Origin of the sequence: Campylobacter sp. RM9331, assembly GCF_020137685.1 — a bacterium.
Classification (GTDB): Bacteria; Campylobacterota; Campylobacteria; order Campylobacterales; family Campylobacteraceae; genus Campylobacter_E.
The window spans coordinates 1-25,520 of record NZ_JACGBA010000007.1; the positions used below are offsets into that span (position 1 = coordinate 1).

Here is a 25,520-nt window from a genome sequence, read left to right on the forward strand (position 1 = left end):
AGGTTTTAAATATAAAATCTAACTTAAGCAACGAATATTTAAAGCTTTCAATTCATTTTAAATCACTTAATTATTCACTATAAAAGTAGCTTTAATTACAAACAAGAACTATAATAAACCTATGCAAAGTAATTTTAAATTTATGCTTTTAATAGTTTCATTAGGTTCATTTTTAAGCACATTAGCGCTTAATCAAATTCTACCGCTTTTACCATTTATTATGCAAGAATATGGAGTGAGCGGAGATAAGATTAGCTTATATAGTGGTTTAGCTTATGCTGGTAGCACACTTACTATGGCGTTGTTTGCACCATTATGGGGTATTTTAGCTGATAAATATGGTCGTAAAAAAATGCTTTTAAGAGCTAGTTTTGGTATGGGCTTGTGCTTGTTAATTAGCGTATTTTTAAAAACCGCAGAATCATTTATAATGCTTAGATTTATTATGGGATTTTTTTCTGGGTTTAACCCTGCTTGTATTGCATTAATAGCTGTTAATGCTCCTAAAGATGATGTGAATGTATCTCTTGCAAAACTTAGCTCATTTCAGATAACAGGCTCACTTTTAGGACCATTGTTTGGTGGAGTATTAATGCACTTTTTTGATTTTAGAGTTCAGTTTGCAATATCGGGATTTTTATTAATTAGTATATTTTTATTGATATTGTTTTTTGTAAAAGAAGATTTTACTCCAGTTCCTAAAGGCGAAAAAATAAGGCTTGATAAAGGCTTGTATTCATTTGTAATAGTTTTGTGTTTAGCTTCGTTTTTAGTGCAGTATTCTCAAACATTTATAGGTCCTATAATCGGCTTATTTGTTTCAAAATTAGTAGACCATAAAGAATTAGCTACAGGTTTTTGCTTTAGTTTAGCAGGAATTGCTAGTGCTATATTTGCTCCGAAATTATCAAAATTAGCAAAAGATTATGGAGAAGTTAATTTAATTTTAATTAGCACTTTTGCTTTGTTTATATGTTTAATATTGCATTATTTTACTAGCCATAATTTTTGGTTATTTTGCTTAGTTAGGTTTATAACCGGTATTAGCTTTTGCTCTATTATGCCTAGCGTTTATTCTATGATAAGAAAAAAGATACCTAAACAAATTAGCTCAAAAATATTTGGAATAAATCAGAGTTTTTACGGATTAGGTGCGTTTTTTGGTAGTTTAAGTGGTGGGTATTTTTATAACTTATATGATGAAAAAGTGTTTTTTATTTGTGCTAGTTTTATTTTAGCTAGTTGTTTTTTAGTTTTCTTTTATAAAAGAATAGGTTCAAAATAAAGTAGGGCATTCAGCTTAAATTTTGGAATAAATGAGAGTTTTACGGATTAGGTATATTTGTGCTATTACTTTTTATAGGATAAACACTATATATAATAGAGCAAAAACTAAGCTAAACAAAATAAAATTTAGTATTATGTGCTTTTATTTATAGTTTATAGTTGTTTTAGCTAAAGTGGTTTATTTGTGTTAATTTTTTTATAAAAGAATAGGTTCAAAATAAAGTAGGGCATTTAGCTTAAATTTTGGAATAAATGAGAGTTTTACGGATTAGGTGTATTTTTTGGTAGTTTAAGTGGTGGGTATTTTTATAACTTATATGATGAAAAAGTGTTTTTTATCTGTGCTAGTTTTATTGTATGTAAGTATAAGTTTTAAATAAAGTAGGTATATTTGTGCTATTACTTTTTTTAGGATAAACACTATATATAATGAAAAAAGTTTTTTTATACTTATTTTGAGCTAAATTAATTTAATAGTTTTGATGGATACATAAGAAGACTTTTTAGTCTTCTTTTAAATTATTAGCTATTTTTGCTGCTAATTTTAATTTATCATTATCAAAATGAGTATAAATTCTTGAAGTATTAAGCGAAGCATGTCCTAAGGCTTCTTGGACTAATAACAAATCTTTTTCTTTTTTATAAAGTAGGGTAGCAAAACTATGTCTTAACATATGAGCTCCATTTTTTTCTTTGCGAATACCGGCTGCTAATAATACATTTTCAATTAATCTTGATATATAAGCTTGAGTTAATGGCTTACCTTGTTTATTTGTAAATAAGTATTGATTAGGTTCGGCGAAATTATTAAAATATTCTAAATGCTCTTTAATGGAATTTATATTTAGTAAAACCACTCTATATTTATTACCTTTAGCATGAATTCTAAGGCTTATCAAATCATTTTCATAGCTAATATCTTTTAACCTTAATCTAAGAACTTCATTAACCCTTACTCCAGTAAATAATATGATTTTTATAGCAAGTTTATTTCTGTCTTGATTACTTTTAAACTCATAATTATTTAGAGTATTTAAAAATGTTTTCATTTGCTCTTCACTCATAAATTCTGGTAGTTTGTGTCCTGATGATGAGTTTAATCCTGACCAGTTTTTTAACTCTATTTCATAAACATAAGAACTATCATCATCTTTATTTTGCGAACTTAAAAATTTAAAAAAATTAACTATAGCGATTTTGTGATTTTTTTTACTCGCATCACTAAGACCTGCTGTTATACTTGATAGAATTTCAATTACCAATTCTTCATCAATTAGTTTTAGGGAATATAGCTTATAGTGAATTATTTGCTCGTAAAATTTTTTAATAGGGTTAAAATAAGTATTTACACCAATCATTCCTATATTTCTTGATTTTTTAGCTAGCTCATCTAATTCTTCTATAGTGAAATTATTTTTACTTAAAGCAATATTAATCTCTCTTAATTCTTCTGCTTTTTCAAGTAGTTTATTTGATAAAGAATTTAATTTAAATTTTAGAAATTTAGCTATCCAAAATAAAAATGATTTTGAAAAATTGTCTTCACAATCTAAAGGGTATTTCATAATTGTTCCTTAAAATAAGTTGTTTAATATAGAAAAAAATTATAATAAAAGAAGATTATATTATAAACTTAGTTTTCAATATAGATTTAATATGTAAAATTTTATTAAAAATAATAATAAAAAAATATGATAATTTTACATAAAATAATACATAAAATAATATGATTATTTTTATAAATATACTAAATATCGTATAAAATATCAAAAAATTATTTATATATTTTATTAAAATAATTAATATAGAAATAATTCAAATTTATATTAAGCATATAAAAAATAGTTTGAAAATTATATTACATATATAAATTAAATTCTAAAACCTTATTAAATCTAATTTTGCTATGTTTGGAAATGAAGTATTTTTATAGTATTGAAATTATTGGCGTAGGCATATGAAAAATACATAAGTGATTGGTATAAGTATATAATTTAAGTTCCGTAAGACTATTAAATTATTTTAAAAATAAAAGCAATCTAAATTGATTATTAGCATATTTAATATGTTTACATGTTATATTAGTATTGAAAACTATAATTTTCAAATTAGTATTTTAAAACCATATCATCACTCTGCGATTTTAATAAAACTAAAGATTTTAGATTGTTTATAACAAATTATTATTAAGTCTTTTTTTGGCAACTATTAGTTTAAATGCTATTTTAAGCTTACTTGTTGCGTTTAATAGTATTTGAATTATGTTTTATAAACTCATATATTTTATTGAACAATAGAAATATATGTATGTTATTTGCTAAAAGCTCAAAATCACTAAGCTTAGCAGTATTATTAAAATCAGCCAAAGTACTCTCGAAATCTCACGTAAACTTCACAAGTACTGCTAAAGCACCAATTCGGGCTAAATTGCCACTTAGTTCATCTTTAAAATTTTTTAACTCTTTACTTGCTAATTTTGTTTTTATATCAAGTTTGTTTAGCTTAGCAATACTTGCATTTAATTTATCCATATCATCAGCATTTAGCTTTGCTACACGACCAAGCACCTTTAAAGAAGTTTGCTTGTCTTTAATTCCGTTAAATCCATCAAAAGCTAATTTTATGCCTATTCCCAAATCTAAGCCCATTTTAAGCTCCTATTAATACATAATTGTATAATACAAATGCGTGATATAAGTAGCTCTTATTGAGCGACAAGGGCTTTAAATATATATTGTAGGCTAATATACAAGGCTTTAATGCTTCGCTTAGCAAGGTGACTTAGTCTAGTCCGCCTGTCAATCAATATCATAAAATGACTCAACATAATACTTACTATTGATATCTTTTGAAGTCAAATATATATAATGTCTAAGCACTTTTTAAATACTCATTTTAAACTAAATATCAAATATGCTTTAAGTTAAGGCAAATGCAAGTGCTGTTGTTTTAAGTGTAGTGTTTTTATATATTTTGAATTTGATTTGTATAAAAGGTTTTAGTTTATAAAACAAGAAAATTATTATTCTTGTTTTTTGCTCTGGTATTTTGCTAATTCACTTTTTTGCATTTTTAATATATGTTCATCTGTTACTAGAACATAAAAAATACCTTCAAATACGCATACTTCTCTTATATATGCTTTTACTAAAACTTCTCTTTTTTTACTATTATCAAATTTAGCAGTTGCTTCAAAAGATATAATATCCCCTATTTTAGCCGGTGCAAAAAAACTAGTTCTTGAGCCTATAACACAGGTATTTTTTTTGTTAATTGCTACTTGTGCAACATAAGCTCCTGCAGAATATATAAAACCATTATGCGCTAAACCTTCAGAATCTGAAATTAATTCAGATGTTATTTTTAATTGCAGATTTGCTTTGTTTTCATCTGTTTCGGTAATGTTGCCACAAATTTCTGTATTTATTGTAGGGCAAGCTTCAACATTGATTTTAATCTCTGTAGAATTTTCTTCTATATCATTTTTTTCTTCAGCCATTTTATACCTTTAATTTTATATATATTCTTTTTGGTGCAGGATAACCTTCTTTTGTAAAATCATCATCTTCTAAAAAATCTTCCAAGCTATATCCATCAATCCAATCTGTTTTCCTTTGCTCTTCTATTGTTGTTTTAGAAGTTGCTAGTATTTCAAATTCTTTGAAATTAGCTTTTTTACACCAATTTTGCAATGCTTTAATACTTGGTATAAAATATACATTAGACATTTTTGCATAACTTGTATCTGGAACTAAAGCAAAAGGTTGTTCGCTATCAAAATAAATAGTATCTAAAAATACAATCCCATTAGTGTTTAGACTTTGTTTTAATTGTTTTAGCATTTGCACTGGGTCGCTTCTGTGATAAATCACCCCTAAGCAAAAAATTACATCAAATTTATGATTGTAGCTTGGTAAATCAGCTACCCCTAATCTCTCAAATACAATATTCGTTTTAAATAAGGAATTTAAAAAAGTAAATTGCTCATAGTACCTTTGAGAAGGGTCAAATCCGACAATCTTAGTTGGTCTAAATTCTTGCATTCTAAACATATAATAACCATTATTGCACCCAACATCAGCCACTATTTTATTCTCAATACAACCAATATGCTTTTTTAAAATATTATATTTTATATTGCTTTTCCACTCACTATCTATAAAAATATTATTTATTTTAAAAGGCCCTTTTCTCCAAGGTTTAAGGCTTTTTGCTTTAATTAATAAATCTTCTTCATTTAATGTATTATCATAAATTTCAACAATATCATCAAAAATAACTTTCATTATCCCTCATGCCCTAAAATTTTTGCTGTTAAATCTATAAAAACATCATTTAGCATTTCATTTAGCAAAGCATCATTATTAAATATAAATTCTTCAACTTGTGTATAGTCTATATTTTGCTTTTCTAATAATAATTTTAATGCTAAAAATTCTTTACTATGCGTTACTACAGTATTTTGAACTGCACCTCTTGGTGCGTTTTGTAATACATCTATTAGTTTTTCTTCTGGTGTGGTCTCAAATAATTTATCAAAATCATCCATTTTAATTCTCCAATAACTTATTTAAATAAAAATATATTTTAACTAAATAAATTATCATATAATTGATTTTTATGTTTTGTTTTTTTGTATTGATTTTGCTTTTTTATTTTCTCTAGAGTATTAAATTTGCTAATTAATTCAAATCTGTCTAATTGAGAAAAACAGCATAAATTTACAAAATTTTCTAATTCTTTTGAATATGTAGAATCAAGATAAACAGGCTCACATTTATTTAGTAATTTTAAATTCTGCTCTATACTAGATGCGAAAATACCATCTGAAAAATCTTCTTTTTTTAAGGCTAAAGCAAAGCGATTAGCAGCTTTTTCTAAAGCTCTTAAGTATTTTACACGCTTTGCTTTATCGTTCATAATTATTTATTAGCTCTTTCTATATACTCGCCTCTTTGAGTATCTACTCTAATAACTTCCCCTTCTAATACATGGAAAGGTATTTGAACAACTGCACCGCTTTCTAAAGTAGCTGGCTTTTTATTAGAGCCTTGTGTGTCACCCTTGAAATTCGGTTGAGTTTCAACTATTTTTAGCTCAACAACTTGCGGAACTTCAACGCCTATTGCTTTTCCGTTATGGAATAATACGCTTACATTCATACCATCAATCATCCATTTTCTACTTTCGCCAACATCTTCTTCTGTTATAGCTACTTGCTCATAAGTCTCATTATCCATAAATTGGCAAAATTCTCCATCATCATATAAATATTGCATTTCTTTTTCTACTAAATTAGGAGATTCACATTTATCACCTGCGTGGAAAGTTTTTTCTAAAACCTTACCATTTATGAAAGATTTTATTTTTATTCTTACGAAAGCAGGACCTTTACCTGGCTTTACATGTTGATATTCCACTATTTTATAAGGAACACCTTCTATTTCTATTTTTAAACCCTTTTTTAAATCACCCATTGAATAAGATGCCATTTTGTTAATCCTTTAAAATTAAATTAAATCCAAATTTCTTCAAAATCAGAATTGATATTATAGTTTTTTAAACTATCTATAAGGTAATGCAATAAAGAAATATTGTTAGTATCTATGACTATCTGAGAATATTTTTTATTATTAATTAAAAAATATTTCAAATTTAAATTAGATATAGTTTGTTTTACACAAAACAAAGAATAATTATCGTTTTTATCTATATTTAATTTAAAAAATTTCTTTTTACTTAAATTACCTGTATCTTGTAATTCAAAATGAACATAAAGTTCATTTGATATTGGGTAAGAATCTCCCAATTCATCTTTAGCTAATTTAGCATACCACTCATTATTTGATATTTTATTTTTAATAATTTCAATATTTTCATCAATAATTTTAGAAATCTGCAAATCTTTATAATTTGCAGATTTTATTAATAGCATTAAAACCAATACTAAAATAAAAAAAATTATTCCAAATATAAAATATAACGAGTGTTGTTTCATTACTATTGTAATTGATCTTTAATTATATCACCTATTGTAATTTTATCATCAGAATTAAATTTTTCTAAATCTTCACGAGTTTTAATTAAATTTAATTTTTTTATACTTAAGCGAATTTTACCATTTCTAGTGAAAATTAAAGCTCCTTCAATTTCATCTCCAATATTAGGCTTAACTTCTCCTAAATCTTCATTTTTAATTAAAGCTTCAACTTTATCATTTACTTTAACGAACACTCCAAAGTCTTTAATATCGCTTACAATACCTTTAATAACATCACCTAATCTATGTTCTTTAGCAAATAATGAACTAGGACTTTCTTCTAAATGTTTAACACTTAAAGAAATTTTTTGGTTTTCACTATCAATTTTTCTAATTTTAACTTTTACTTTATCCCCTACTTTATAAACTTTTTTGCAAGTTTCATTTTCAGTCCAAGATATATCATCATTTAATAATAAACCTTCAATATTGTCAATTTTAACAAAAGCTCCAAAATTTGTAATAGTGCTAATCTCGCCTTCAACAATATCTCCTGCTTTAAATTTCTCATTAAAGCCATCAAAAGGTTTTGGAAGTAAATTTTTAAGAGATACTCTTAAACGGCGTTTTTCATAATCTATTTCAATTACTTCAACATCAATTTCTTGACCTTCTTTTAAATAATCTCTTGGATTTTTAACATTTTTATCCCAAGAAATTTCACTTATATGTAAAAATCCTTCAATATCATTTCCTAAATCTACAAAAGCTCCATAATTTTCAATATTAGAAACTACTACTTTTAAAATATCTCCAATTTCTAAGCTATCTTTAATTTCATCCCAAGGGTCACTTAAAGCTGCTTTAATTGATAAAGAAATATGTTTTTTCTCTTCATCATATCCTACAATTTTTACTAAAACTTTATCCCCTTCTTTGTATAAAGTACTAGGATTTACAGGACCTTTATAAGATATTTCGCTATAATGAACTAAGCCATCAACTCCACCAATATCAACAAACATTCCATAGCTTGTAAGTTTTCTAACAACACCTTCTTTAAGTTCTGAATCGTTGATTATATTATTAATTAATTCTTTTTTCTTTTTGCGGTCTTCTTCGTTTGCTTTTCTTTTTGACACAACTATACTTTGTGTTTCTTCGTCAATTTTTAATATTTTAACTTTAATTTTTTTATTCATTAAAGTATTAATTTCTTTATGAGAGCATTGTGATTTTGGTAAGAAAAATTCTACTTCATTATTATCTACTGCAACAAAACCACCACGATTTTTTCCTATGATTTTTACTTCAAAAGTATCGTTATTGTCTTCATTATAGTTTTTAATAAATTCAACTACTTTTTCTTTACGAAGTGCTTTTTTGTATGATAATAAACGGCGTCCATTATAACTACCTACAACTGTTACCTTAATAACATCATCAACATTAAACAATAGCTTATCATCTTTTGTGATTTCACTAATATTTAAAACACCTTCTGATTTATCTTGTATATCAACAAATACTTCGTCGCCTTCAATTTTAATAATTTTTCCATCAATTACTGAAATATTTTCAGGATTTTTTTCGCTTTCAAACTCATCTAACATTGCCGCGAAATCAATGTTTTCTAAATCTTCTAAATTGTTATGAGCTCCATTTAACTTAGCCATTTTGGTCCTTTTGTAATAAAATTAATCAAATTAAGAAATGATTGTGCCCTATTCTATCACTATTTCACTTATGACTATTTAATATTAAGTAAAATTTTCTATTTTTTTAACAACTTTATCAATAATCCATTCAGGTGTGCTAGCTCCTGCACTAATTCCACATAGATTTTTATCCTTAAACCAATTAAAATCTAATTCATTTTCATTTTCAATTAAATAACTATCTTTGCAATGCTCTTTTGCTATTAAAAATAATTGCTTTGTATTTGAGCTATTTTTACCGCCAACAATTATCATAACATCACTTTTCATTGCAAGAATTTTAATAGCTTCTTGGTTTTTAAATGTTGCATCGCAAATTGTATTAAAAACTCTTACTTCTTTTACTTTTAACATTAAAAAATTAGCTATTTGCATAAATTTTTCTACTTTTTTTGTAGTTTGACTTACTAAAGCTACTTTATTTTTAAACTTAATATCTATCAGTTCTTTTTCATCTAAAACTACATAATTATTAGTAGTAGCATAACTTCTTACGCTTTTTACTTCTGGATGATTGCTATCTCCAAAAATAACAATTTCATACCCTTCGTTGCTCATTTTTTCCACAATTTCTTGTGGCTTTTTAACGAAAGGGCAAGTTGCGTCTATAATTTCTCTACCACTTTCTTTTAATATGTCTAAGTCTTGTTTTGTTATTCCATGCGTTCTTATAATAGCCTTTTTCTCATCATTTAATTCTGTTATATCATTAATAGTCTTTACATTAAAATCGTTCTTTAATCTTGATATTTCATCATTATTGTGAATTAATGGCCCAATAGTGGCTGCATCTTTAGTCTTTTCTGCTTGTTTGATAGCTCTTTTAACTCCAAAACAAAATCCGTAACTTTTAGCTAATTCTATTTTCATATTTTATTGTCTTTCAAATAAAGATAAAATTTCATAAAAATTTGTAAAAGAAGCATCTACACATTCAACATTGTCAATTTCTATTTCATAATCTTTAGCTAGCAAAGAAAAACTCATAGCTATTCTGTGGTCTGCAAAACTTTTTAGTATTACATTATTATTTTTTATACTTTTTCCAACAACCATAAATCCATCTTCAAATTCTTCGTATTCAACACCTAAAATTGAATAATTTTCAAGGACAGCCTTTATTCTATCGCTTTCTTTTACTCTTAATTCTTTTGCATTTTTGACAATAGAATTTCCTTCAGCATATAAAAATGCTATTGATAATGCTGGTATTTCATCAATTAGCCAAGAAATATTTTCACTAACTTCAACAGCTTTTAGCTTAGAACTTTTTATAGTAATGGTTCCTATATTTTCATAATCATTTTTCTCTATTTGATATGTAATATTTGCCCCCATTTTTTCAAGAATTTTAAATGCTTCAATTCTAGTTTTATTTAAAAGCATATTTTTTAAAACTAGAGTGGAATTATCACTGATAGCACATAAAACAGCAAAGAAAAATGCAGAAGAAGGGTCATTTGGAACTTCTATTTCATACGATTGTAATTTATCTTGTAATGGTTTTACTTCTATTTTAGAACCATCTGTTTTTATTGGTGCTTTTATCATTTTTAATAAATTTTCTGAATGATCTCTGCTTAATTCGCTTTCGTATATTTCGCAACCATTACTCAATAATCCAGCTAATATTAATGCAGTTTTTACTTGTGCTGATTTTAGAGTATTTTCAAAAGTAAAATAATCTATTTTCTCTCCCCTAATTGCCAAAGGAGCATAATTTGCCCCTTCTCTACCATCAATTTTAGCCCCTAGTTTATTAAGTATATCGCTTACTCTTTTCATAGGTCTTTTGTTTAAATATTCATCTCCGCTTAAAACAAAAAAACCATCTTGACTAGCTAAAAAACCAATTAAAAGTCTCATTAGTGTCCCAGAATTTCCACAATCTAAAACTACATTAGGAGATTTGATAGCATTAGGCGGTGTTATAACTAATTCATTTTTATCTTCATATATTTTTATTGTAGCACCTAAATTTCTTACAACTTCTAAAGTATGTAGGCAATCTTGTGCATAAAGATAGTTTTTAACCTTACACTCCCCATTAGTTAATAAAGAAAATAAAGCAGCTCTATGAGAGATAGATTTATCTGCAGCTATATTTTCCAAAACTAAATCAAATTGTTTATTTAATGCTTTTATTTTCATCTTAATTTTAATCCTATTTTATCTAATTCACTAATAATTTCATTCATTTCATTATTTATATCATCATTTTTTAATACTTTTTCATCATCAACAAATGAAAAACTTATACTTAAACTTTCATAATCTTTTAAGCTTTCATCTTGATATAAATCTACTATTTTAAAATCTTTTAAATTCTTAATGTTTAATTTATTTATAGTTGATTTTATAACTGAATAATCATAGTTTTTAGGCACTAAAATACTTAAATCTCTAGTTGTTCCTTGGAATTTTGAATAAGCTTTTGCTTGTATAAAATCATACTCTAAAGCATTAAAATCAATTTCGCATAAATAAGTAACCGGTAATTCTAATTCATTTTCTAAATGTAAATCTAATCTTCCAACTACCCCTATTTTTTGATTGTTTTTATAAATATCAGCTCTTTCAAATTCGCTAAATAAATGATAATTACTAGATTTTAATTGAAAATCCTTTAATATTGTTTTTAATTCATTTAAGAATGTGAAAAAATCAACATTTTTAGGTTTTGCATGATTTTTTAAATTTGCATTTTCACTTAAGCCAGAGCTAATTAAAGCAAATTTTTTATTTTCTTGTCCGTTTTCATCAAAGACACTACCAATTTCAAATAATTTTACTGATTTTCTTGAATTATTAAAATTAAAACTAGCTTGTTTTAAAAGTGTGCTAATGATAGAACTTCTTAGCGTATTCATTTCATTTGTGATTGGGTTTATAATTTCATTTTTGATATATTTTAAATTTAATTTTTCTAAAAATTCTTTGTTATCAAAAACATAGCCAATACTTTCAAAATATCCACACATTAAAGCTCTATTTCTTAATTCAAGAGATTTTTTATATTTTAAATAAGTGTTGTTTGTTCTGTTTAATTCATAAAAATCAAGTGGTTTAGGCTTAATATTATCAATGCCAATCATTCTTACTATTTCTTCACAAATATCAGCAGAATTATTAATATCGTGTCTATAAAATGGAACTTTTAAATATAGATTATCTTCAGCAATACTTAATTCAAACCCTAGTCTTTTTAAAATTTTCACAACATCATTTTTTTCGCAAGACTGACCTATCATATTTTCAAGCTCGCTAATATTACAATTAATTGATATTTTTTCTTTGCTTGGGGTATTTTGACAAGAACTACCATAAATTTTAATGTTTTTATTAAGTTGTAACAAATTAAATAAATAATCAATTCCTATATTAAGCTCTGGTTCGCTGCCCCTAAAACTTCTATAAATATCTGTATTTTTATAATTTTTATGAGTATTTGCGATTATTTTAGGATTTACATAATTTGCAATTATGATTATTTTTTTACTATCTTTATCTATTTTAAATTCTTCATTTTGTGTAATTCCAGCAATTGCTAATTCTTTATCTTTATACTTAATAACAAATTCTTTGTTTTCTTTGGTTTTTACATCTAAACTTATTTGCTCGCATTCATTACATAATTTGCTTAAATCAACTGCATTAAATAATACCCCGCTTGCATGTGTTGTATAAGATAATAAGTTTTCTATAGCATTATCTTTTAATTCTTCAATACTAGCTAATCTTAATTTAACCTTTAAAGTATTTTCAATATTATTTAATAATTCTATTGCTTTTATATTTAAATTACCATCAATTCCATCACTAAAATGAACATTCAAAATTCTTCTAATGCCTTCTGCATTATCAACATCTTTAAAAGGTTTCTTTTCTTTTAAATTAATATCTAATGCTGCACTTAAATCTCTTGCTATACCATTAATACTTAAGCAATCCCCACGATTAGGAGTTAGCTCAATTTCAATTAATTCATCATTAAATAAAGGATATTCACATAATTCTTTACCTAAAGTAAGTTCGCCTATACTATTATCTAAAACCATAATGCCATCATTTATTTTGGCAAATCCAAGTTCAGTTGATGAGCATATCATTCCATTGCTCTCAACCCCACGCAATTTAGCTTTTTTAATAGTAATATCACCAATTTGTGCACCTTCTAAACTAACTGCTACAAATTGCCCTGCTTCAACATTTTTAGCTCCACATACGATTTGTAAAACTTCATTACCAACATCTACTTGGCAAATACTTAATTTTTCAGCATCAGGGTGCTTTTCTTTACTCATTACTTTTGCAACTACAACTTTTTTAGGAGCTATAATTGTAGTTACTCCATCAACTTCTAAACCTATGCTATTTAAAGTTTTTACTAATTCATCTGTGCTAATATTTTTTAAGTCTATAAATTCATTTAACCAATTCTTACTAATTATCATTTAAATTGCTCCAATAATCTTAAATCTCCTTCAAATAATGACCTTAAATCAGGTATTTTATGAAGTAGCATTGCAAATCGCTCAACTCCTAAACCAAAAGCATATCCGCTAACATTTTTATAGCCAACATTTTTAAATACATTTGGATGAACCATACCACAACCCATAACTTCAATAAAGCCAGTTTGCTTACAAATTCTACAACCACAACCGCCGCAGAATACACAAGATATATCAACTTCTGCACTAGGCTCTGTAAATGGGAAAAAGCTTGGACGAAATCTAACTTTTACATCTCCGAACATATATCTTAAAAATTCTTCTAAAACATATTTTAAATTAGCAAAAGATATTTTATCCCCATCTTCAACCACAAGCATTTCTATTTGATGAAACATAGGAGTGTGTGTAATATCAAAATCTCTTCTAAATACGGCACCAGGTGCAATCATTCTAATAGGTGGATTTTGTTTTTTCATAGTTCTTATTTGCACCGGACTTGTTTGAGTTCTAAGTAGTAATTTATCTATAAAATAAAAAGTATCTTGCATATCTCTAGCAGGATGTGATTTAGGTAAATTTAAAGCTTCAAAATTATGAAAGTCGTCTTCAATCAACGGACCTTCTTCAAGACTAAAATTTTGTCTTAAAAAATAATCAATTATCTTATCCATTGTGCTCATTACAGGATGAAGAGCACCAGAATTTGAACGCTCATCAAAATAAGCAAAATTGAAAGCATCTTTTTTAGCTTTTGCTTTTATAAATTCATCTTTTAAATATTTTTGCTTTTGAGTAAATTTATCATTAAATTCATCTCTTAATTTATTTAAAATTTCTGCTCTTTGTTTTTTTTCATCACCTTCTAAGTCTTTTAACTTAGCAAATTCACTTGTTAAATAACCTTTTTTACCAAGAATTTGCACCTTTATTTGCTCTAATTCTTCAAGCGAAGAACAATTATCTAAACTAATTAAAATATCTTCCAAGAGTTAGCCTTTTTATTGATTTTTTACAATTTTAGTGTAAATTACATAAATAAACGATTAAGACTATTAAAAAAAGGAAAGAAAATGAGCGATTTAAATGTTTTTGAAAGAATTGTAATAGGCGAACTCCCATCTAGTAAAGTTTTAGAAAATGATGAATTTTTAGCATTTCACGATATAGACCCAAAAGCTCCTGTTCATATATTAATAATTCCTAAAAAAAGATTTGTAAGTTTTCAAGATGTTGATGGTGCTACAATGGCGAAAATGACAGATTTTATTCACGAAGTTGCAAAATTATTAGGACTTGATAAAAGCGGATATAAATTACTTACTAATGTAGGTGCTGATGCAGGACAAGAAGTGTTTCATTTACATTTTCATATGCTAGGTGGATTAAAACTATTTATCCCAAAAGTTGAAGAAAATAAAGAAGCATTATTTTAATTTAAATTCCTAGCATTTAGCTAGGAATGTTTTAATATTCTAAATCAGGTTTGATTGTTTTAGAAGTTGAAGCAGGTAAGCTAGGATATGCAATATCAGGCATTTTACCTGTTAGTGATTTTAAGAATGTAATTATTAATTGTGATTCTTCATCATTTATTTCTATTCCTAATTGGATTTTTCCCATTAATTTAACAGCTTCATCTAATTCCCAAATAGCACCATTATGATAATAAGGTGCGGTTAATTCAATGTTTCTTAATGTAGGAGCTTTAATTAAACCATCGCTATCTCCTTTAAAATCACCTATATTTGCATATTTATATTTATTAGCTACTTCAAATGCTTGTAGTGTCCCACCAAGATTAATACCTGTATGACAAGCAGTGCAACCTTTATCTATAAATAGTTTTAATCCTTGTTTTTCTTCTTTACTTAAAGCTTTCTCATTACCATTTAAAAATTCATCAAATCTTGATGGAGTTATTAAGGTTCTTTCAAAAATACCAATACTTGTAGCAATTAAATCAAAATCAATTTTTTTATCTCCATAAGCTTTTTTAAAATCATTAACATATTCAGGAATTGAAGTAATTTTGCTCACAACTTCACTTGGTATAGCTGCCATTTCTACTGATGATTGGATAGGTCCTTTTGCTTGGTCTTGTAAATGACCTGAACGACCATCCCAAAATTGCGAAGAATTAAATACAGAATTATAAACCGTTGGAGAGTTTAGATGATGTGGATTAGGAGACCATTTATGCCCTGTACTTGCTGGAACTCCATCAGTTCCACCTAAACCTAAATTATGACAGGTATTGCAAGATATAATTCCACTTTTTGAAATTCTTGGGTCAAAATATAGTTTTTTACCAAGTTCAACTCTTTCTTTAGTGGTAGGATATTCTACATAATCAGGTGCGTATTGTTTAATTAATTCTTCTAAGTTGGCTTTATCGCTAGGTATAGCAACCAAACCTGCTTCTTTTGCTTCATCAATTAAACTAGCAGCATTTAAACCTACTAATAAACTTAAAGATAACATAATTTTTTTCATTATTTTCTCCTTTTAATTAAAGTAAAAAGATTATAAAGTTTTTTAGATAATAAAAAATATTATTTATATAAAATTTTATAGTTTTATAATTTATTTCTTGATAAAAAATATTATTTAATTCATCACTATGCTTTGTGTAAAAATTAAAATAAATATCGTAATAATAGTATTTTGAATAGCTAGAAAATAGAATTAGATTGTAAATAAATATAGAAATAGAATAATTTTAGGTCTTAATGAAAAGACCTAAAATATTAAATTAAGATTTTTTTAGTGCTCTAATTTTTGCACTTAAGCTAAATAGTCTTATAAATCCTGCTGCATCAAATTGATTATAAACTTCATCTTCACTAAAAGTTGCAAAATCTTTATCGTAAAGACTATTAGGAGAGCTTTTACTCATTGCATTGCAATTGCCTTTATATAATTCTATAATTATTTCTCCATTTAAATCTTTGCTAAATTCATTAATCGCAGCACTAATAGCAGCTCTTGTAGGGCAAAACCACTTACCATCATACACTAAATAGCTCATTTCAAGTCCTAACATAGCTCTTAATTTTAAGCTATCTCTATCAAGAACGATTTGCTCTAACGCTCTTAAAGCAGTATTTATAATTGTTCCGCCAGGTGTTTCATAGCATCCCCTTGATTTCATTCCCACAAGCCTATTTTCCACAATATCAATCCTACCAACTCCGTGTTTTGCCCCTATTGCATTAAGCTTATTTAACGCTTCGTAAGGACTTAAGCTAATATCATTTACCTTTGTAACCACACCTTTTTCAATGCTTAATTTTACTAATTCAGCTTCATTAGGAGCGATTTTTGGATTTACACTTAGACAAAAACAATCTTCATTATTAAAAGTTGTTGTATCTTCTAAAACTCCACCTTCAGTTGAAATATGCCAAGCGTTTGCATCTTTGCTATAGATTTTTTCTTTACTCGCAGTTGTTTTAATATTTTTTAACGCTAAAAAATCAAGCAAATCTTCTCTTGATTTCATATTCCAAATTCTCCAAGGAGCTATAACTTCTAACTTAGGTGCTAGTGCGTTTATAGTATATTCAAATCTTACTTGGTCATTTCCTTTTCCTGTAGCTCCATGTGCGATAGCATCAGCATTAATGCTTATTGCATAATCAACTAAAGCCTTAGCAATTACCGGTCTTGCCATTGAAGTGCCTAATAAATATGTGCCTTCATATAATGCCCCGCTTAAAATTGTAGGATATATATAGTTTTTAACAAAATCTTCTTTTAAATCAACTACCACACAATCTTTTGCCCCTGAATTAAATGCCTTTTGTTTAACATCTACTAATTCATTTTTATCTTGACCAACATCAGCTACTAAAGCATACACTTCACAATCATAATTTTCTTTAAGCCAAGGAATAATTGCTGAAGTATCAAGACCCCCGCTATAAGCTAAAACAATTTTTTTCATACTTTCTCCTTAATTATCTAAATCGTATTTTTGTAATAATTTTACATAAGTTCCGTTGTCTTTTAGAATTTTTAAGGCATTATTAAAATCATCTTTTAATTTTGTATTACCTTTAGCAAATGCAAAACTCACTCCATCACCTAAAATTGGTGTTTTAGCAAATACGCTAAGTTCAGGATAGGTATTAATATAGCCTTTAGCCACAGCAGCGTCTAATACAAAACCATCTATTTTTTTATTAACGGTTGCTAAAACAAAAACTATTAATTCAGAATTTAAATATGGTTTTACGCCTTTAATTTTACTAACTTCATCAGCTTGTAAAGTGCCCAATTGAGCTCCTAATTTAGCCCCTTTTGATAAATCTTCTAAAGAATTTATATTAGTATTTTCTTTTAATTTAACATAATAATTTACCCCGTTATAATATGAATTAGAAAAATCAACACTTTTTGCTCTTTGTGGGGTTTCATTCATTCCAGAAGCTATAACATCAATTTTTCCCGCTTTTAAAGCATTGATTAAACCATCAAATTCAATAGCAACAAATTCAACTTTAATATCTAGTATTTTTGCTATTTCTTCTACTAAATCCATATCAAATCCAACAATTTTACCATCTTTCATATATTCAAATGGTGCATAACCAGGAGATGTTCCTACTTTTAAAATATCTTGAGCAAAAATTTGTGCAACTAGTGCAAAACCTAAAAATAACTTTTTCATAATTAATCCTTTTAATAAAAATAAATAACTAAATTGCTTAAAGCAAAAAACTAAAATAACCTAAATAACAATGATAAAACTAACAATAATAAAAATTAACAATGATAAAATCTGGGAAATTAAAAAATAGTAGTAAGCATCAACGAAGTCTTAAAAATAATTTAGCAACACTCTTTTGCATTTTTTCTCCTTTAAAATAATTTAAATAATAATATCAATATTTTTTGTTAATGATGATAAAAAATTATTTTTTTTGTTAATTTCGTTACGATTTGTAACAAAATTAACAAAATTTGTATTAAAAAATATCACATTTCATATTTTTCTAATAATTTTTCATAAATTCCTTGACTTTTTACAATTTCTAAAGCCTTATTAAAATCATCTCTTAATTTAATATTGCCTTTAGCAAATGCAAAGCTAGTGCCACCTTTTTCTTTTATATCTTTAAATATTTCAATTTCTTTATAGGTATTTAAATATCCTCTAGCTACTAATTTATCAACTATAACAGCATCTATTTTGCCATTTACTAATGCTAGGATTAGATTTGAAATTTCAGAATTTAAAAATGGTTTTGCCGAAGGAATTTCATTAAGCATTGCAGCTTGAATTGAACCCAATTGCACTCCTACTACTAAATTATTTAAATCTTTAATATCAGTTCTTGATTTTAATCTTAAAAAACAATTTGAACCAGTGTAATAAATATCACTAAACTCAACATTTTTTGCCCTTGCAGGAGTATTGCTAAGTCCTGAAGCTATCACATCAATTTTGCCTAATTTAACAGCACCCATTAAACCATCAAAATCCATAGGAACAAATTCCACTTTAATATCCAATATTTTAGCCATTTCATTTACTAAATCTATATCAAAGCCAACGATTTTTTCATCTTTTATATATCCAAACGGAGCAAAACCAGGCGACATACCAACTTTAATTAAATCTTGTGCAAAAATTTGCATTACAAATGCTAATAAAATAATAAATTTTTTCATAATTTTACCTTTAAAAACAATAAAACAAATTTATTTTCAAGCAAATAAAATAAAGCTATAAAGCTTAAAATGCTAAAAATAAAAAACTAAAAAATAAACAATAATAAAAATTGGGAAATTAAAAAATAAGAGTAAGGGTCAATGGGCTTTAGTTAATAATACAAAAGAATTTAGATTGTTACAATTTAACATTTTATCTCCTTTAAAATTTTTCGCAAAAATATATCATAAAATAGCAAATAATATTAATTATTTATAAAAAATATTATTTGCTTTTAAATTTTATACTTTTTTGAAGAGTTTTAAGAGTTTTAACGTTAATTTTTTTAATATACTAGATTTTTGCGAAGCTAAATATTCAGCAATTTCAGTTCTTCCAAACATTAAGGCAAATGTATAAGGAGTCATTCCTAAACCATTGTTTTCATCAATATTCGCTCCGTTTTCTACTAGCAGTTTTACGATATTTAAATAACCTTTAAAGCAAACTCCAGCTAGTGGAGTTTGACCTTTATCATTTTTCATATCAACATTTGCACCATTGCTAATAAGCATTTGAGCGCATTCGTAAGAGCCGTTATAACAAGCCAACATTAAAAGTGTGTTTCCACGATGGTCTTTAAAATCAACATTAAATCCTGCCTTTATCATGTTAAGGAGAGTGTTGTAATCATTATTTCTTGCAAAATCCAACGCCATTTTACATAATTCATCGTATCTTGCTAATTCGGCACTACTTAATTGCATTTTATTTTCCTAAAGCTTTTTTTACGCCATTTGCATATTCAGGGCTAATTTTTTCAAAATGTGCTAGAGCTTTTGCAATGATTTCATCTTTTACACCATCAAAACTTGCTGCTAGATTTTTATATAGTCTTTCTTTTTCATCAGCAGGTAAGATATTAAATAGATTTCTTGGTTGTGTATAAAAATCATTATCAAGCGGAGCATATCTAGCTGCACTATTACCTATTGCCAAATCAGGCTCAAGATATTTAGCATTTTCACTTGCACCACCTAAAGTATTTGGCTCATAATAAGCACCATTAGCTAAATTATCACCTATACCAAAATTCATAGCACCTGCAACATTATATGTGCTAACTTCATTTCTAGCTCTATTTACAGGTAATTGATGATAGTTTGCACCAATTCTGTATCTTTGTGCGTCAGGATAACTAAAAATTCTAGCTTGAAGCATTTTATCAGGGCTAAAGCTTATACCTGGAACAATATTACTTGGGCTAAATGCAGCTTGCTCTACTTCATTAAAATAATTTTGTGGATTGCGATTTAATATCATTTCTCCAACTTCAATTAATGGAACAATGCTATGAGGCCATACTTTTGTTAAATCAAATGGATTAAATCCAAGTTTTTCAACTTCGTTTTCCGCAAGGATTTGAACTTTTACGCTCCAAATAGGGAAATTTCCTTTTTCAATATTTTCATATAAATCTCTTTGATGAGATTCTCTATCTTTTGCTATGATTTTTTCTGCTTCTTCATTTGTTAAGCACTTAATTCCTTGTTTGGTTTTAAAGTGAAATTTAACCCAAAATCTTTCATTTTTATCATTAATAAATGAATAAGTATGAGAACCATATCCATTCATATGGCGATATGATGCAGGAATTCCTCTATCACTCATAAGAATTGTTACTTGATGTAGTGCTTCAGGAGTTAAAGTCCAAAAATCCCACGCAGCATTATTGCTTCTTAAATGAGTTCTTGGGTCTCTTTTTTGAGTATGAATAAAATCAGGGAATTTGTAAGCATCTCTTAAGAAAAATGTAGGAGTATTATTACCTACTAAATCCCAAATACCTTCTTTTGTGTAAAACTTAATCGCAAAGCCACGAACATCTCTTTCAGCATCAGCTGCACCTGCTTCACCTGCAACTGTTGAAAAGCGTAAGAAAAGTGGAGTAACTTCACCCTTAGCAAAAACTTTTGCTTTTGTATATTTGCTAATATCTTGTGTTATTCTTAATTCTCCATAAGCTCCACTTCCTTTTGCATGAACTGCACGCTCTGGAATTCTTTCTCTATTTTGATGAGCAAGTTTTTCAATCAATTGGTAATCTTGCATTAAAAGCGGTCCCATTGCACCTGCACTAAGTGAGTTTTGATTTGAACCTATTGGGTTACCAAAATCCGTTGTTAATTGTTTCATTATATCTCCTTTTAAAAATGTGAAGTAATAATAAATAAGATAGGATAATAATTGGTAAATAATAAAAATTATTATCTAAAAAATTTTTTAGCTAATAATTTTATTTTTTCATATGAAATTAGGAGCGTCATTTGAGAATATTATTAAATCCTTTTCTTTAGTTTCATTAGCTAAAGTTTCAATTAATTTTGCTTTATCTTTTAGAATGATTTTTTTAATTTTTAAATTCTCATCATATATTCTAGCATTAGTCTCACTTGTAATAATTGCTAAATCAAAACATTCATTAATTACTTCACATAGTTTTTTGTTCAACTCTTCACTTGCTTCAATTATGCCTGGACTAACTAAGACTTTTTTACCTAAGTTATAATCTTTAATTATTCTATAACTATCACTCATACCATCATAATTACCATTAAACCCATCATCAATTATAAATTTTGGCTCACGAGAGATGATTTGTAATCTATGTTCTGTAGCTTTTAAATTAGCTATTTCTTTGCTAATTTGCTCGTAATTTAAACCTAAAGCCTTAGCTAGGTAAATACAAGCACATAAATTACTAGCATTAAAACTACCTAATAAATTAGCAAAATACTTTTCATCATTGCATTTAAAACTAAGCCCATCTAAACTAGCTTTTATCTCACTTAAAGCACTATCATAGCTAAAGCTCTCACCTACACTACTATGAGTGATTGCTAATTCTAATCTAGTGCTTTTTAGGGCTTCTTTTTTAACTTCTTTAGTATTTTCTATATTTTTAAAATATTCTAAATGAGCTGTGCCAATTTGTCCTATTATTACATAATGTGGGCGAACTAATTTTGTGATTTCTTCTATATCACCCTTTTTTCTAGCACCTGCTTCTATTATTAATAAATTTGTATTTAGGTCTAGGTTTTCATTAATATCTTTAATAAGCCCTAAAAGAGTGTTGATACTACCTTTAGCATAATGAATTTTAAAATAGTTTTGAGTAATACTAGCTAGGTAATGTTTGATACTTGTTTTGCCATAACTTGCAGTGATTAATACTACTTTACAATCTTTTAAATTGCTTATTTTATTGTAAGCTTTATCATAAAAACTCTTATTTACAAAATACTCACAAATATACGAAAGTAAAAATGCAAAAATTATAATATCTAAGGTATGTGGGTCAAGTTTGTAATAAAAATGAATTGGGGTAAATACAAAAGCACCTAATAAATTAAATAAAAATAATCTCTTAATTCTAGCTGTAAATACTAAGGGTTTATCAATATTTTTTGCTAAAAAAATTAAAGCTAAAAGGTAAATTATAGCTACTCCTAAGGCTAAAAAATGATTAATATCACAAGTAATTACATAGAGTAAAAAAGGTGCTATTAGATAATAAAAATGCCAACGCTTTTTAGAAAAATTAAATAAAACTCTTTTAAATTTATAATTATTTAACTGCAATACTAAAGCTAAATAATAAAGCATCAAAAAAGAAAACGCAAAAGAAACTATATAAATCATAAAAATAACCCTTCGTTAAATACATTTAATTCATTAATAAATTTATTTTTATCGCCTTTATATAACATATAAGTATGGTTTTTTATTTCGGTGATTTCAAATAAATTTAAATGTTTTTTGATTTCGCTAATGATTAATTCGTTATTTTCAAAAAACACAACTTTAGAGCCTTCACTCATTTTGACTATTTCATTATTGTCGTTTAAAAATATAAAATCTAATAATTTAAGATTTGAATAATTGATATTTAGTTCTTTAAATACATTGATTTTTGCAAATTGTTCTGTAAATATTATAGGTATAAAAACATTGTAATAATACTCATCATTTAATATTAAATCTTGATAAAAAAAACTAGAGCGTTTAATAATTTCATAAGAATACTTTACATTTTCATAGCTTAAGCTTAATTTATCTAAATATTCCTTGCTTGAGCAAAAGATTAAGTTATTTTTTAAAATATTTTCAAAATCATAAAATAAGTCATTTTTTAAAGTAGTAATATTTAGCCTATTTAAACATTCTATGCTTAATTCATCTAATAAAACCACCCTTTTATCAATTGAATAAAACGCAAGCAATCTTGTTAAAGCAAATTCAAAATCATTTATTTTTAAAAATGCTACTTCTTTATCACTAATTGATAAATCCTTAGTGCTAATTATTGCATAAGCACCTTTTTTAATAGCTTCATTTGCCAATGCTTGTTCATCAGTAAAAAACGCACTAGCATTAGTAACGCTATTTAAATTAAGGCAAAAATCTTTAAGCCTAGAAACACTAGGCTTATTAATAATTTTTGCATTAATTAATTCTGAAAAATTAGTTATTTCCAATTTTTATCCAATCACAGCACCATTTTCACATTTAGTAAGCGGTGTTAATAAAACTAAGCTTTCATCTGAATTTTTAGCACTTAAAATCATACCTTCACTTAAATGCTTAAATACTTTTCTACTCTCTAAATTAGCAAGTAAAATAATTTGTTTGCCAACTAAATCTTTAGCATTATAATATTTCGCAATTCCGCTTAAAACTTGTCTTTTTTCAGTTCCTAAATCAAGTTGGAATTTTAATAATTTTTCACTACCTTCTACATTTTCACATTCTAAGACGGTTGCTACTTGCATTTTGATTTTTGCAAAATCATCAATTTTGATTTTTGGCTCTTTTAATTCTTGTTTTACTTCTTCTTTGCTTTCAACTTTAAGCTCAACTCTTGAGAATAAATGTTCGCATTCGTTTAAATTAAATTCTTTTTGTAAATTAAACATATCGTTATATGTTTTAGTATCAATATTTACTCCTAAAGCATTAGCTATTTTTGCACTAGCTTTTGGCATAACAGGACTTAATAAAATACTAGCATTTTTTAAAATGTTAAAAATTACTGCTAATAAGCTTTGAGTTTGTTTGCTTTCGTTGTTTTTCATCATAGTCCAAGGCTCATATTTTGAAACCATCGCATTTGCTATACTTAAAGCTTTCATAATTTCGCTTATATATTCATTCATTCTAAGCTCATTTATAGCATTTATACTTGCTTTAAAATATTCATTTGCTTTATTTAATTCTTCGCTAAATCCTGATTCAAATTCCACTTTTAAATCAAAATATTTTTTAGCCATTGATATGCTTCTGCTTAATAAATTACCTAATTCATTTACTAATTCAGCATTTATTTTATTAACCATTGCAAGTTTGCTAAAATCTCCATCATTTCCAAAAGGCATTTGAGATAATAAAAAATATCTTAAAGGCTCATTGCCAAATTCATTTTTAACATCAATAGGATTTATTACATTTCCTACACTTTTACTCATTTTTTCGCCTTCAACCGTCCACCAGCCGTGCGCTCCTATCATTTTAGGCAACTCTAAATCAAGGCTCATTAAAAAACAAGGCCAATAAATTGCGTGGAATTTTAAAATATCTTTACCAACTAATTGAATATTTGCAGGCCAAAAAGACATTTTTTCATCATTATCTAAATACCCTAAAGCACTCAAATAATTACTCAAGGCATCAAGCCATACATAAACTATATGCTTACTATCATTTAATTCATCAGGTATTTTTATACCCCAAGAAAAGCTAGTTCTAGTTACCGATAAATCCCTTAAGCCTTGTTTTACGAATGCTATTACTTCGTTTTTTTTGCTAGCTGGCATAATGCAAGTAGGATTATCTTCATACCATTTTAATAATCTATCTTGGTATTTGCTTAATCTAAAAAAATAGCTTTCTTCTTTTAAAATTCTAGTAGGCTTTTTGCAATCAGGACATTTATCATTATCAAGTAATTGAGTTTTTGTATGAAAAGTCTCGCAAGATACACAATAATGACCTTCGTATTCATCTTTATAAATATCGCCTTTTTCATACATTTTTAAAAAAATCTTACGAACGCAATTTTTATGATTTTCATCAGTTGTTCTAATAAAATAATCATTACTAATTTCAAGTTCAGCCCACAAATCTTTAAAACTTTTGCTAACTTTATCAGCATAAGCTTTTGGACTTTCGTTGTTTTTGATAGCGCTTTCTTCTATTTTTTGACCATGCTCATCAGTGCCTGTTAAAAAGAAAGTCTCATCTCCTTTAAGTCTAGCAAATCTAGCAAGCGTATCAGCAATTATAGTAGTATATGCGTGACCTATATGAGCTTTGTCATTTACATAATAAATTGGAGTTGTAATATATGTTTTCATCTAAAT

At 26.7% G+C, this 25,520-nt stretch carries 24 protein-coding genes; 2 read left to right on the forward strand and 22 right to left on the reverse strand.

Features of this window, described 5'->3' with window-relative positions:
* Nucleotides 1–121 precede the first annotated feature (121 nt).
* The gene (locus AVBRAN9331_RS04215) at nt 122–1,285 is read left to right on the forward strand and encodes an MFS transporter (protein ID WP_336612456.1); all 1,164 of its coding nucleotides are present in this window, start codon (nt 122–124) and stop codon (nt 1,283–1,285) included.
* A 505-nt stretch (nt 1,286–1,790) separates the two neighbouring features.
* On the opposite strand, the gene AVBRAN9331_RS04220 is transcribed toward AVBRAN9331_RS04215, so the two are convergent.
* From AVBRAN9331_RS04220 to pheS, 13 genes are all read right to left on the reverse strand, one after another.
* On the reverse strand, nt 1,791–2,852 hold the full coding sequence (locus tag AVBRAN9331_RS04220; RefSeq protein WP_239803683.1) for a tyrosine-type recombinase/integrase: 1,062 nt from the start codon (nt 2,850–2,852) through the stop codon (nt 1,791–1,793).
* A gap of 816 nt (nt 2,853–3,668) precedes the next feature.
* The gene (locus AVBRAN9331_RS04225; RefSeq protein WP_336612457.1) at nt 3,669–3,935 is read right to left on the reverse strand and encodes a hypothetical protein; all 267 of its coding nucleotides are present in this window, start codon (nt 3,933–3,935) and stop codon (nt 3,669–3,671) included.
* A 374-nt stretch (nt 3,936–4,309) separates the two neighbouring features.
* Nucleotides 4,310–4,786 carry a PaaI family thioesterase gene (locus tag AVBRAN9331_RS04230; RefSeq protein WP_214117512.1) on the reverse strand — a complete coding sequence of 159 codons (477 nt, stop codon included), beginning with the start codon at nt 4,784–4,786 and terminating at the stop codon, nt 4,310–4,312.
* Between the two features lies 1 nt (nt 4,787).
* On the reverse strand, nt 4,788–5,573 hold the full coding sequence (gene cmoB / locus AVBRAN9331_RS04235) for a tRNA 5-methoxyuridine(34)/uridine 5-oxyacetic acid(34) synthase CmoB (RefSeq protein WP_336612458.1): 786 nt from the start codon (nt 5,571–5,573) through the stop codon (nt 4,788–4,790).
* Nucleotides 5,573–5,836, reverse strand: coding sequence for a DUF2018 family protein (locus AVBRAN9331_RS04240; protein ID WP_336608534.1), 264 nt, complete (start codon nt 5,834–5,836; stop codon nt 5,573–5,575). The genes cmoB and AVBRAN9331_RS04240 overlap by 1 nt, the downstream gene beginning before the upstream one ends.
* 38 nt (nt 5,837–5,874) lie before the next feature.
* The gene (locus AVBRAN9331_RS04245; RefSeq protein ID WP_214117515.1) at nt 5,875–6,207 is read right to left on the reverse strand and encodes a hypothetical protein; all 333 of its coding nucleotides are present in this window, start codon (nt 6,205–6,207) and stop codon (nt 5,875–5,877) included.
* 2 nt (nt 6,208–6,209) lie between these two features.
* Nucleotides 6,210–6,779, reverse strand: coding sequence for an elongation factor P (gene efp / locus AVBRAN9331_RS04250; RefSeq protein WP_214117516.1), 570 nt, complete (start codon nt 6,777–6,779; stop codon nt 6,210–6,212).
* A gap of 23 nt (nt 6,780–6,802) precedes the next feature.
* The gene (locus AVBRAN9331_RS04255; RefSeq protein ID WP_214117517.1) at nt 6,803–7,285 is read right to left on the reverse strand and encodes a hypothetical protein; all 483 of its coding nucleotides are present in this window, start codon (nt 7,283–7,285) and stop codon (nt 6,803–6,805) included.
* Between the two features lie 2 nt (nt 7,286–7,287).
* Nucleotides 7,288–8,943 (reverse strand): 30S ribosomal protein S1, encoded by a 1,656-nt coding sequence (locus tag AVBRAN9331_RS04260; protein WP_214117518.1) that lies wholly within the window; start codon nt 8,941–8,943, stop codon nt 7,288–7,290.
* 84 nt (nt 8,944–9,027) lie between these two features.
* Nucleotides 9,028–9,855 (reverse strand): 4-hydroxy-3-methylbut-2-enyl diphosphate reductase, encoded by an 828-nt coding sequence (locus tag AVBRAN9331_RS04265; protein ID WP_214117519.1) that lies wholly within the window; start codon nt 9,853–9,855, stop codon nt 9,028–9,030.
* Nucleotides 9,856–9,858: 3 nt separating this feature from the next.
* Entirely contained in the window at nt 9,859–11,136 is a 1,278-nt protein-coding gene (aroA, locus tag AVBRAN9331_RS04270; RefSeq protein ID WP_336612459.1) for a 3-phosphoshikimate 1-carboxyvinyltransferase, read from the reverse strand.
* Complete coding sequence (gene pheT / locus AVBRAN9331_RS04275) at nt 11,133–13,439, reverse strand: phenylalanine--tRNA ligase subunit beta (protein ID WP_336612460.1); 2,307 nt, start codon at nt 13,437–13,439, stop codon at nt 11,133–11,135. The genes aroA and pheT overlap by 4 nt, the downstream gene beginning before the upstream one ends.
* Entirely contained in the window at nt 13,436–14,428 is a 993-nt protein-coding gene (gene pheS, locus AVBRAN9331_RS04280; protein WP_214120333.1) for a phenylalanine--tRNA ligase subunit alpha, read from the reverse strand. The genes pheT and pheS overlap by 4 nt, the downstream gene beginning before the upstream one ends.
* Nucleotides 14,429–14,512: 84 nt before the next feature.
* Here pheS and AVBRAN9331_RS04285 point away from each other — a divergent pair, with 84 nt between their 5' ends.
* The gene (locus AVBRAN9331_RS04285) at nt 14,513–14,875 is read left to right on the forward strand and encodes a histidine triad nucleotide-binding protein (RefSeq protein ID WP_214120332.1); all 363 of its coding nucleotides are present in this window, start codon (nt 14,513–14,515) and stop codon (nt 14,873–14,875) included.
* 31 nt (nt 14,876–14,906) lie between these two features.
* Here AVBRAN9331_RS04285 and AVBRAN9331_RS04290 read toward each other — a convergent pair whose 3' ends face one another.
* The 9 genes from AVBRAN9331_RS04290 to metG form a co-directional block, all read right to left on the reverse strand.
* Nucleotides 14,907–15,935: a cytochrome-c peroxidase gene (locus AVBRAN9331_RS04290; protein WP_336612461.1), complete on the reverse strand. Its 1,029-nt coding sequence runs from the start codon at nt 15,933–15,935 to the stop codon at nt 14,907–14,909.
* 259 nt (nt 15,936–16,194) lie between these two features.
* Nucleotides 16,195–17,388 (reverse strand): argininosuccinate synthase, encoded by a 1,194-nt coding sequence (locus AVBRAN9331_RS04295; RefSeq protein WP_336612462.1) that lies wholly within the window; start codon nt 17,386–17,388, stop codon nt 16,195–16,197.
* A gap of 9 nt (nt 17,389–17,397) precedes the next feature.
* Nucleotides 17,398–18,114 (reverse strand): transporter substrate-binding domain-containing protein, encoded by a 717-nt coding sequence (locus tag AVBRAN9331_RS04300; protein WP_214117526.1) that lies wholly within the window; start codon nt 18,112–18,114, stop codon nt 17,398–17,400.
* A gap of 308 nt (nt 18,115–18,422) precedes the next feature.
* Nucleotides 18,423–19,118, reverse strand: coding sequence for a transporter substrate-binding domain-containing protein (locus AVBRAN9331_RS04305; RefSeq protein ID WP_336612463.1), 696 nt, complete (start codon nt 19,116–19,118; stop codon nt 18,423–18,425).
* Nucleotides 19,119–19,400: 282 nt separating this feature from the next.
* Nucleotides 19,401–19,865 carry an ankyrin repeat domain-containing protein gene (locus AVBRAN9331_RS04310; RefSeq protein WP_214117529.1) on the reverse strand — a complete coding sequence of 155 codons (465 nt, stop codon included), beginning with the start codon at nt 19,863–19,865 and terminating at the stop codon, nt 19,401–19,403.
* 1 nt (nt 19,866) lies between these two features.
* A complete protein-coding gene (locus AVBRAN9331_RS04315; protein ID WP_336612464.1) occupies nt 19,867–21,294 on the reverse strand; it encodes a catalase in 1,428 nt (475 codons plus the stop codon).
* Between the two features lie 108 nt (nt 21,295–21,402).
* Entirely contained in the window at nt 21,403–22,803 is a 1,401-nt protein-coding gene (locus AVBRAN9331_RS04320; protein WP_336612465.1) for a UDP-N-acetylmuramoyl-tripeptide--D-alanyl-D-alanine ligase, read from the reverse strand.
* Nucleotides 22,800–23,639: a hypothetical protein gene (locus tag AVBRAN9331_RS04325; protein WP_336608539.1), complete on the reverse strand. Its 840-nt coding sequence runs from the start codon at nt 23,637–23,639 to the stop codon at nt 22,800–22,802. Before AVBRAN9331_RS04325 ends, AVBRAN9331_RS04320 begins: the two co-directional genes overlap by 4 nt.
* Nucleotides 23,640–23,642: 3 nt before the next feature.
* Nucleotides 23,643–25,514, reverse strand: coding sequence for a methionine--tRNA ligase (gene metG / locus AVBRAN9331_RS04330; RefSeq protein ID WP_336612466.1), 1,872 nt, complete (start codon nt 25,512–25,514; stop codon nt 23,643–23,645).
* Nucleotides 25,515–25,520: the final 6 nt, after the last annotated feature.

Coding starts and splice junctions, on each gene's coding strand:
- AVBRAN9331_RS04215 (WP_336612456.1), top strand. CDS start 122: ATGCAAAGTAATTTTAAATTTATGCTTTTAATAGTTTCATTAGGTTCA.
- AVBRAN9331_RS04220 (WP_239803683.1), bottom strand. CDS start 2,852: ATGAAATACCCTTTAGATTGTGAAGACAATTTTTCAAAATCATTTTTA.
- AVBRAN9331_RS04225 (WP_336612457.1), bottom strand. CDS start 3,935: ATGGGCTTAGATTTGGGAATAGGCATAAAATTAGCTTTTGATGGATTT.
- AVBRAN9331_RS04230 (WP_214117512.1), bottom strand. CDS start 4,786: ATGGCTGAAGAAAAAAATGATATAGAAGAAAATTCTACAGAGATTAAA.
- cmoB (WP_336612458.1), bottom strand. CDS start 5,573: ATGAAAGTTATTTTTGATGATATTGTTGAAATTTATGATAATACATTA.
- AVBRAN9331_RS04240 (WP_336608534.1), bottom strand. CDS start 5,836: ATGGATGATTTTGATAAATTATTTGAGACCACACCAGAAGAAAAACTA.
- AVBRAN9331_RS04245 (WP_214117515.1), bottom strand. CDS start 6,207: ATGAACGATAAAGCAAAGCGTGTAAAATACTTAAGAGCTTTAGAAAAA.
- efp (WP_214117516.1), bottom strand. CDS start 6,779: ATGGCATCTTATTCAATGGGTGATTTAAAAAAGGGTTTAAAAATAGAA.
- AVBRAN9331_RS04255 (WP_214117517.1), bottom strand. CDS start 7,285: ATGAAACAACACTCGTTATATTTTATATTTGGAATAATTTTTTTTATT.
- AVBRAN9331_RS04260 (WP_214117518.1), bottom strand. CDS start 8,943: ATGGCTAAGTTAAATGGAGCTCATAACAATTTAGAAGATTTAGAAAAC.
- AVBRAN9331_RS04265 (WP_214117519.1), bottom strand. CDS start 9,855: ATGAAAATAGAATTAGCTAAAAGTTACGGATTTTGTTTTGGAGTTAAA.
- aroA (WP_336612459.1), bottom strand. CDS start 11,136: ATGAAAATAAAAGCATTAAATAAACAATTTGATTTAGTTTTGGAAAAT.
- pheT (WP_336612460.1), bottom strand. CDS start 13,439: ATGATAATTAGTAAGAATTGGTTAAATGAATTTATAGACTTAAAAAAT.
- AVBRAN9331_RS04285 (WP_214120332.1), top strand. CDS start 14,513: ATGAGCGATTTAAATGTTTTTGAAAGAATTGTAATAGGCGAACTCCCA.
- AVBRAN9331_RS04290 (WP_336612461.1), bottom strand. CDS start 15,935: ATGAAAAAAATTATGTTATCTTTAAGTTTATTAGTAGGTTTAAATGCT.
- AVBRAN9331_RS04295 (WP_336612462.1), bottom strand. CDS start 17,388: ATGAAAAAAATTGTTTTAGCTTATAGCGGGGGTCTTGATACTTCAGCA.
- AVBRAN9331_RS04300 (WP_214117526.1), bottom strand. CDS start 18,114: ATGAAAAAGTTATTTTTAGGTTTTGCACTAGTTGCACAAATTTTTGCT.
- AVBRAN9331_RS04305 (WP_336612463.1), bottom strand. CDS start 19,118: ATGAAAAAATTTATTATTTTATTAGCATTTGTAATGCAAATTTTTGCA.
- AVBRAN9331_RS04310 (WP_214117529.1), bottom strand. CDS start 19,865: ATGCAATTAAGTAGTGCCGAATTAGCAAGATACGATGAATTATGTAAA.
- AVBRAN9331_RS04315 (WP_336612464.1), bottom strand. CDS start 21,294: ATGAAACAATTAACAACGGATTTTGGTAACCCAATAGGTTCAAATCAA.
- AVBRAN9331_RS04320 (WP_336612465.1), bottom strand. CDS start 22,803: ATGATTTATATAGTTTCTTTTGCGTTTTCTTTTTTGATGCTTTATTAT.
- metG (WP_336612466.1), bottom strand. CDS start 25,514: ATGAAAACATATATTACAACTCCAATTTATTATGTAAATGACAAAGCT.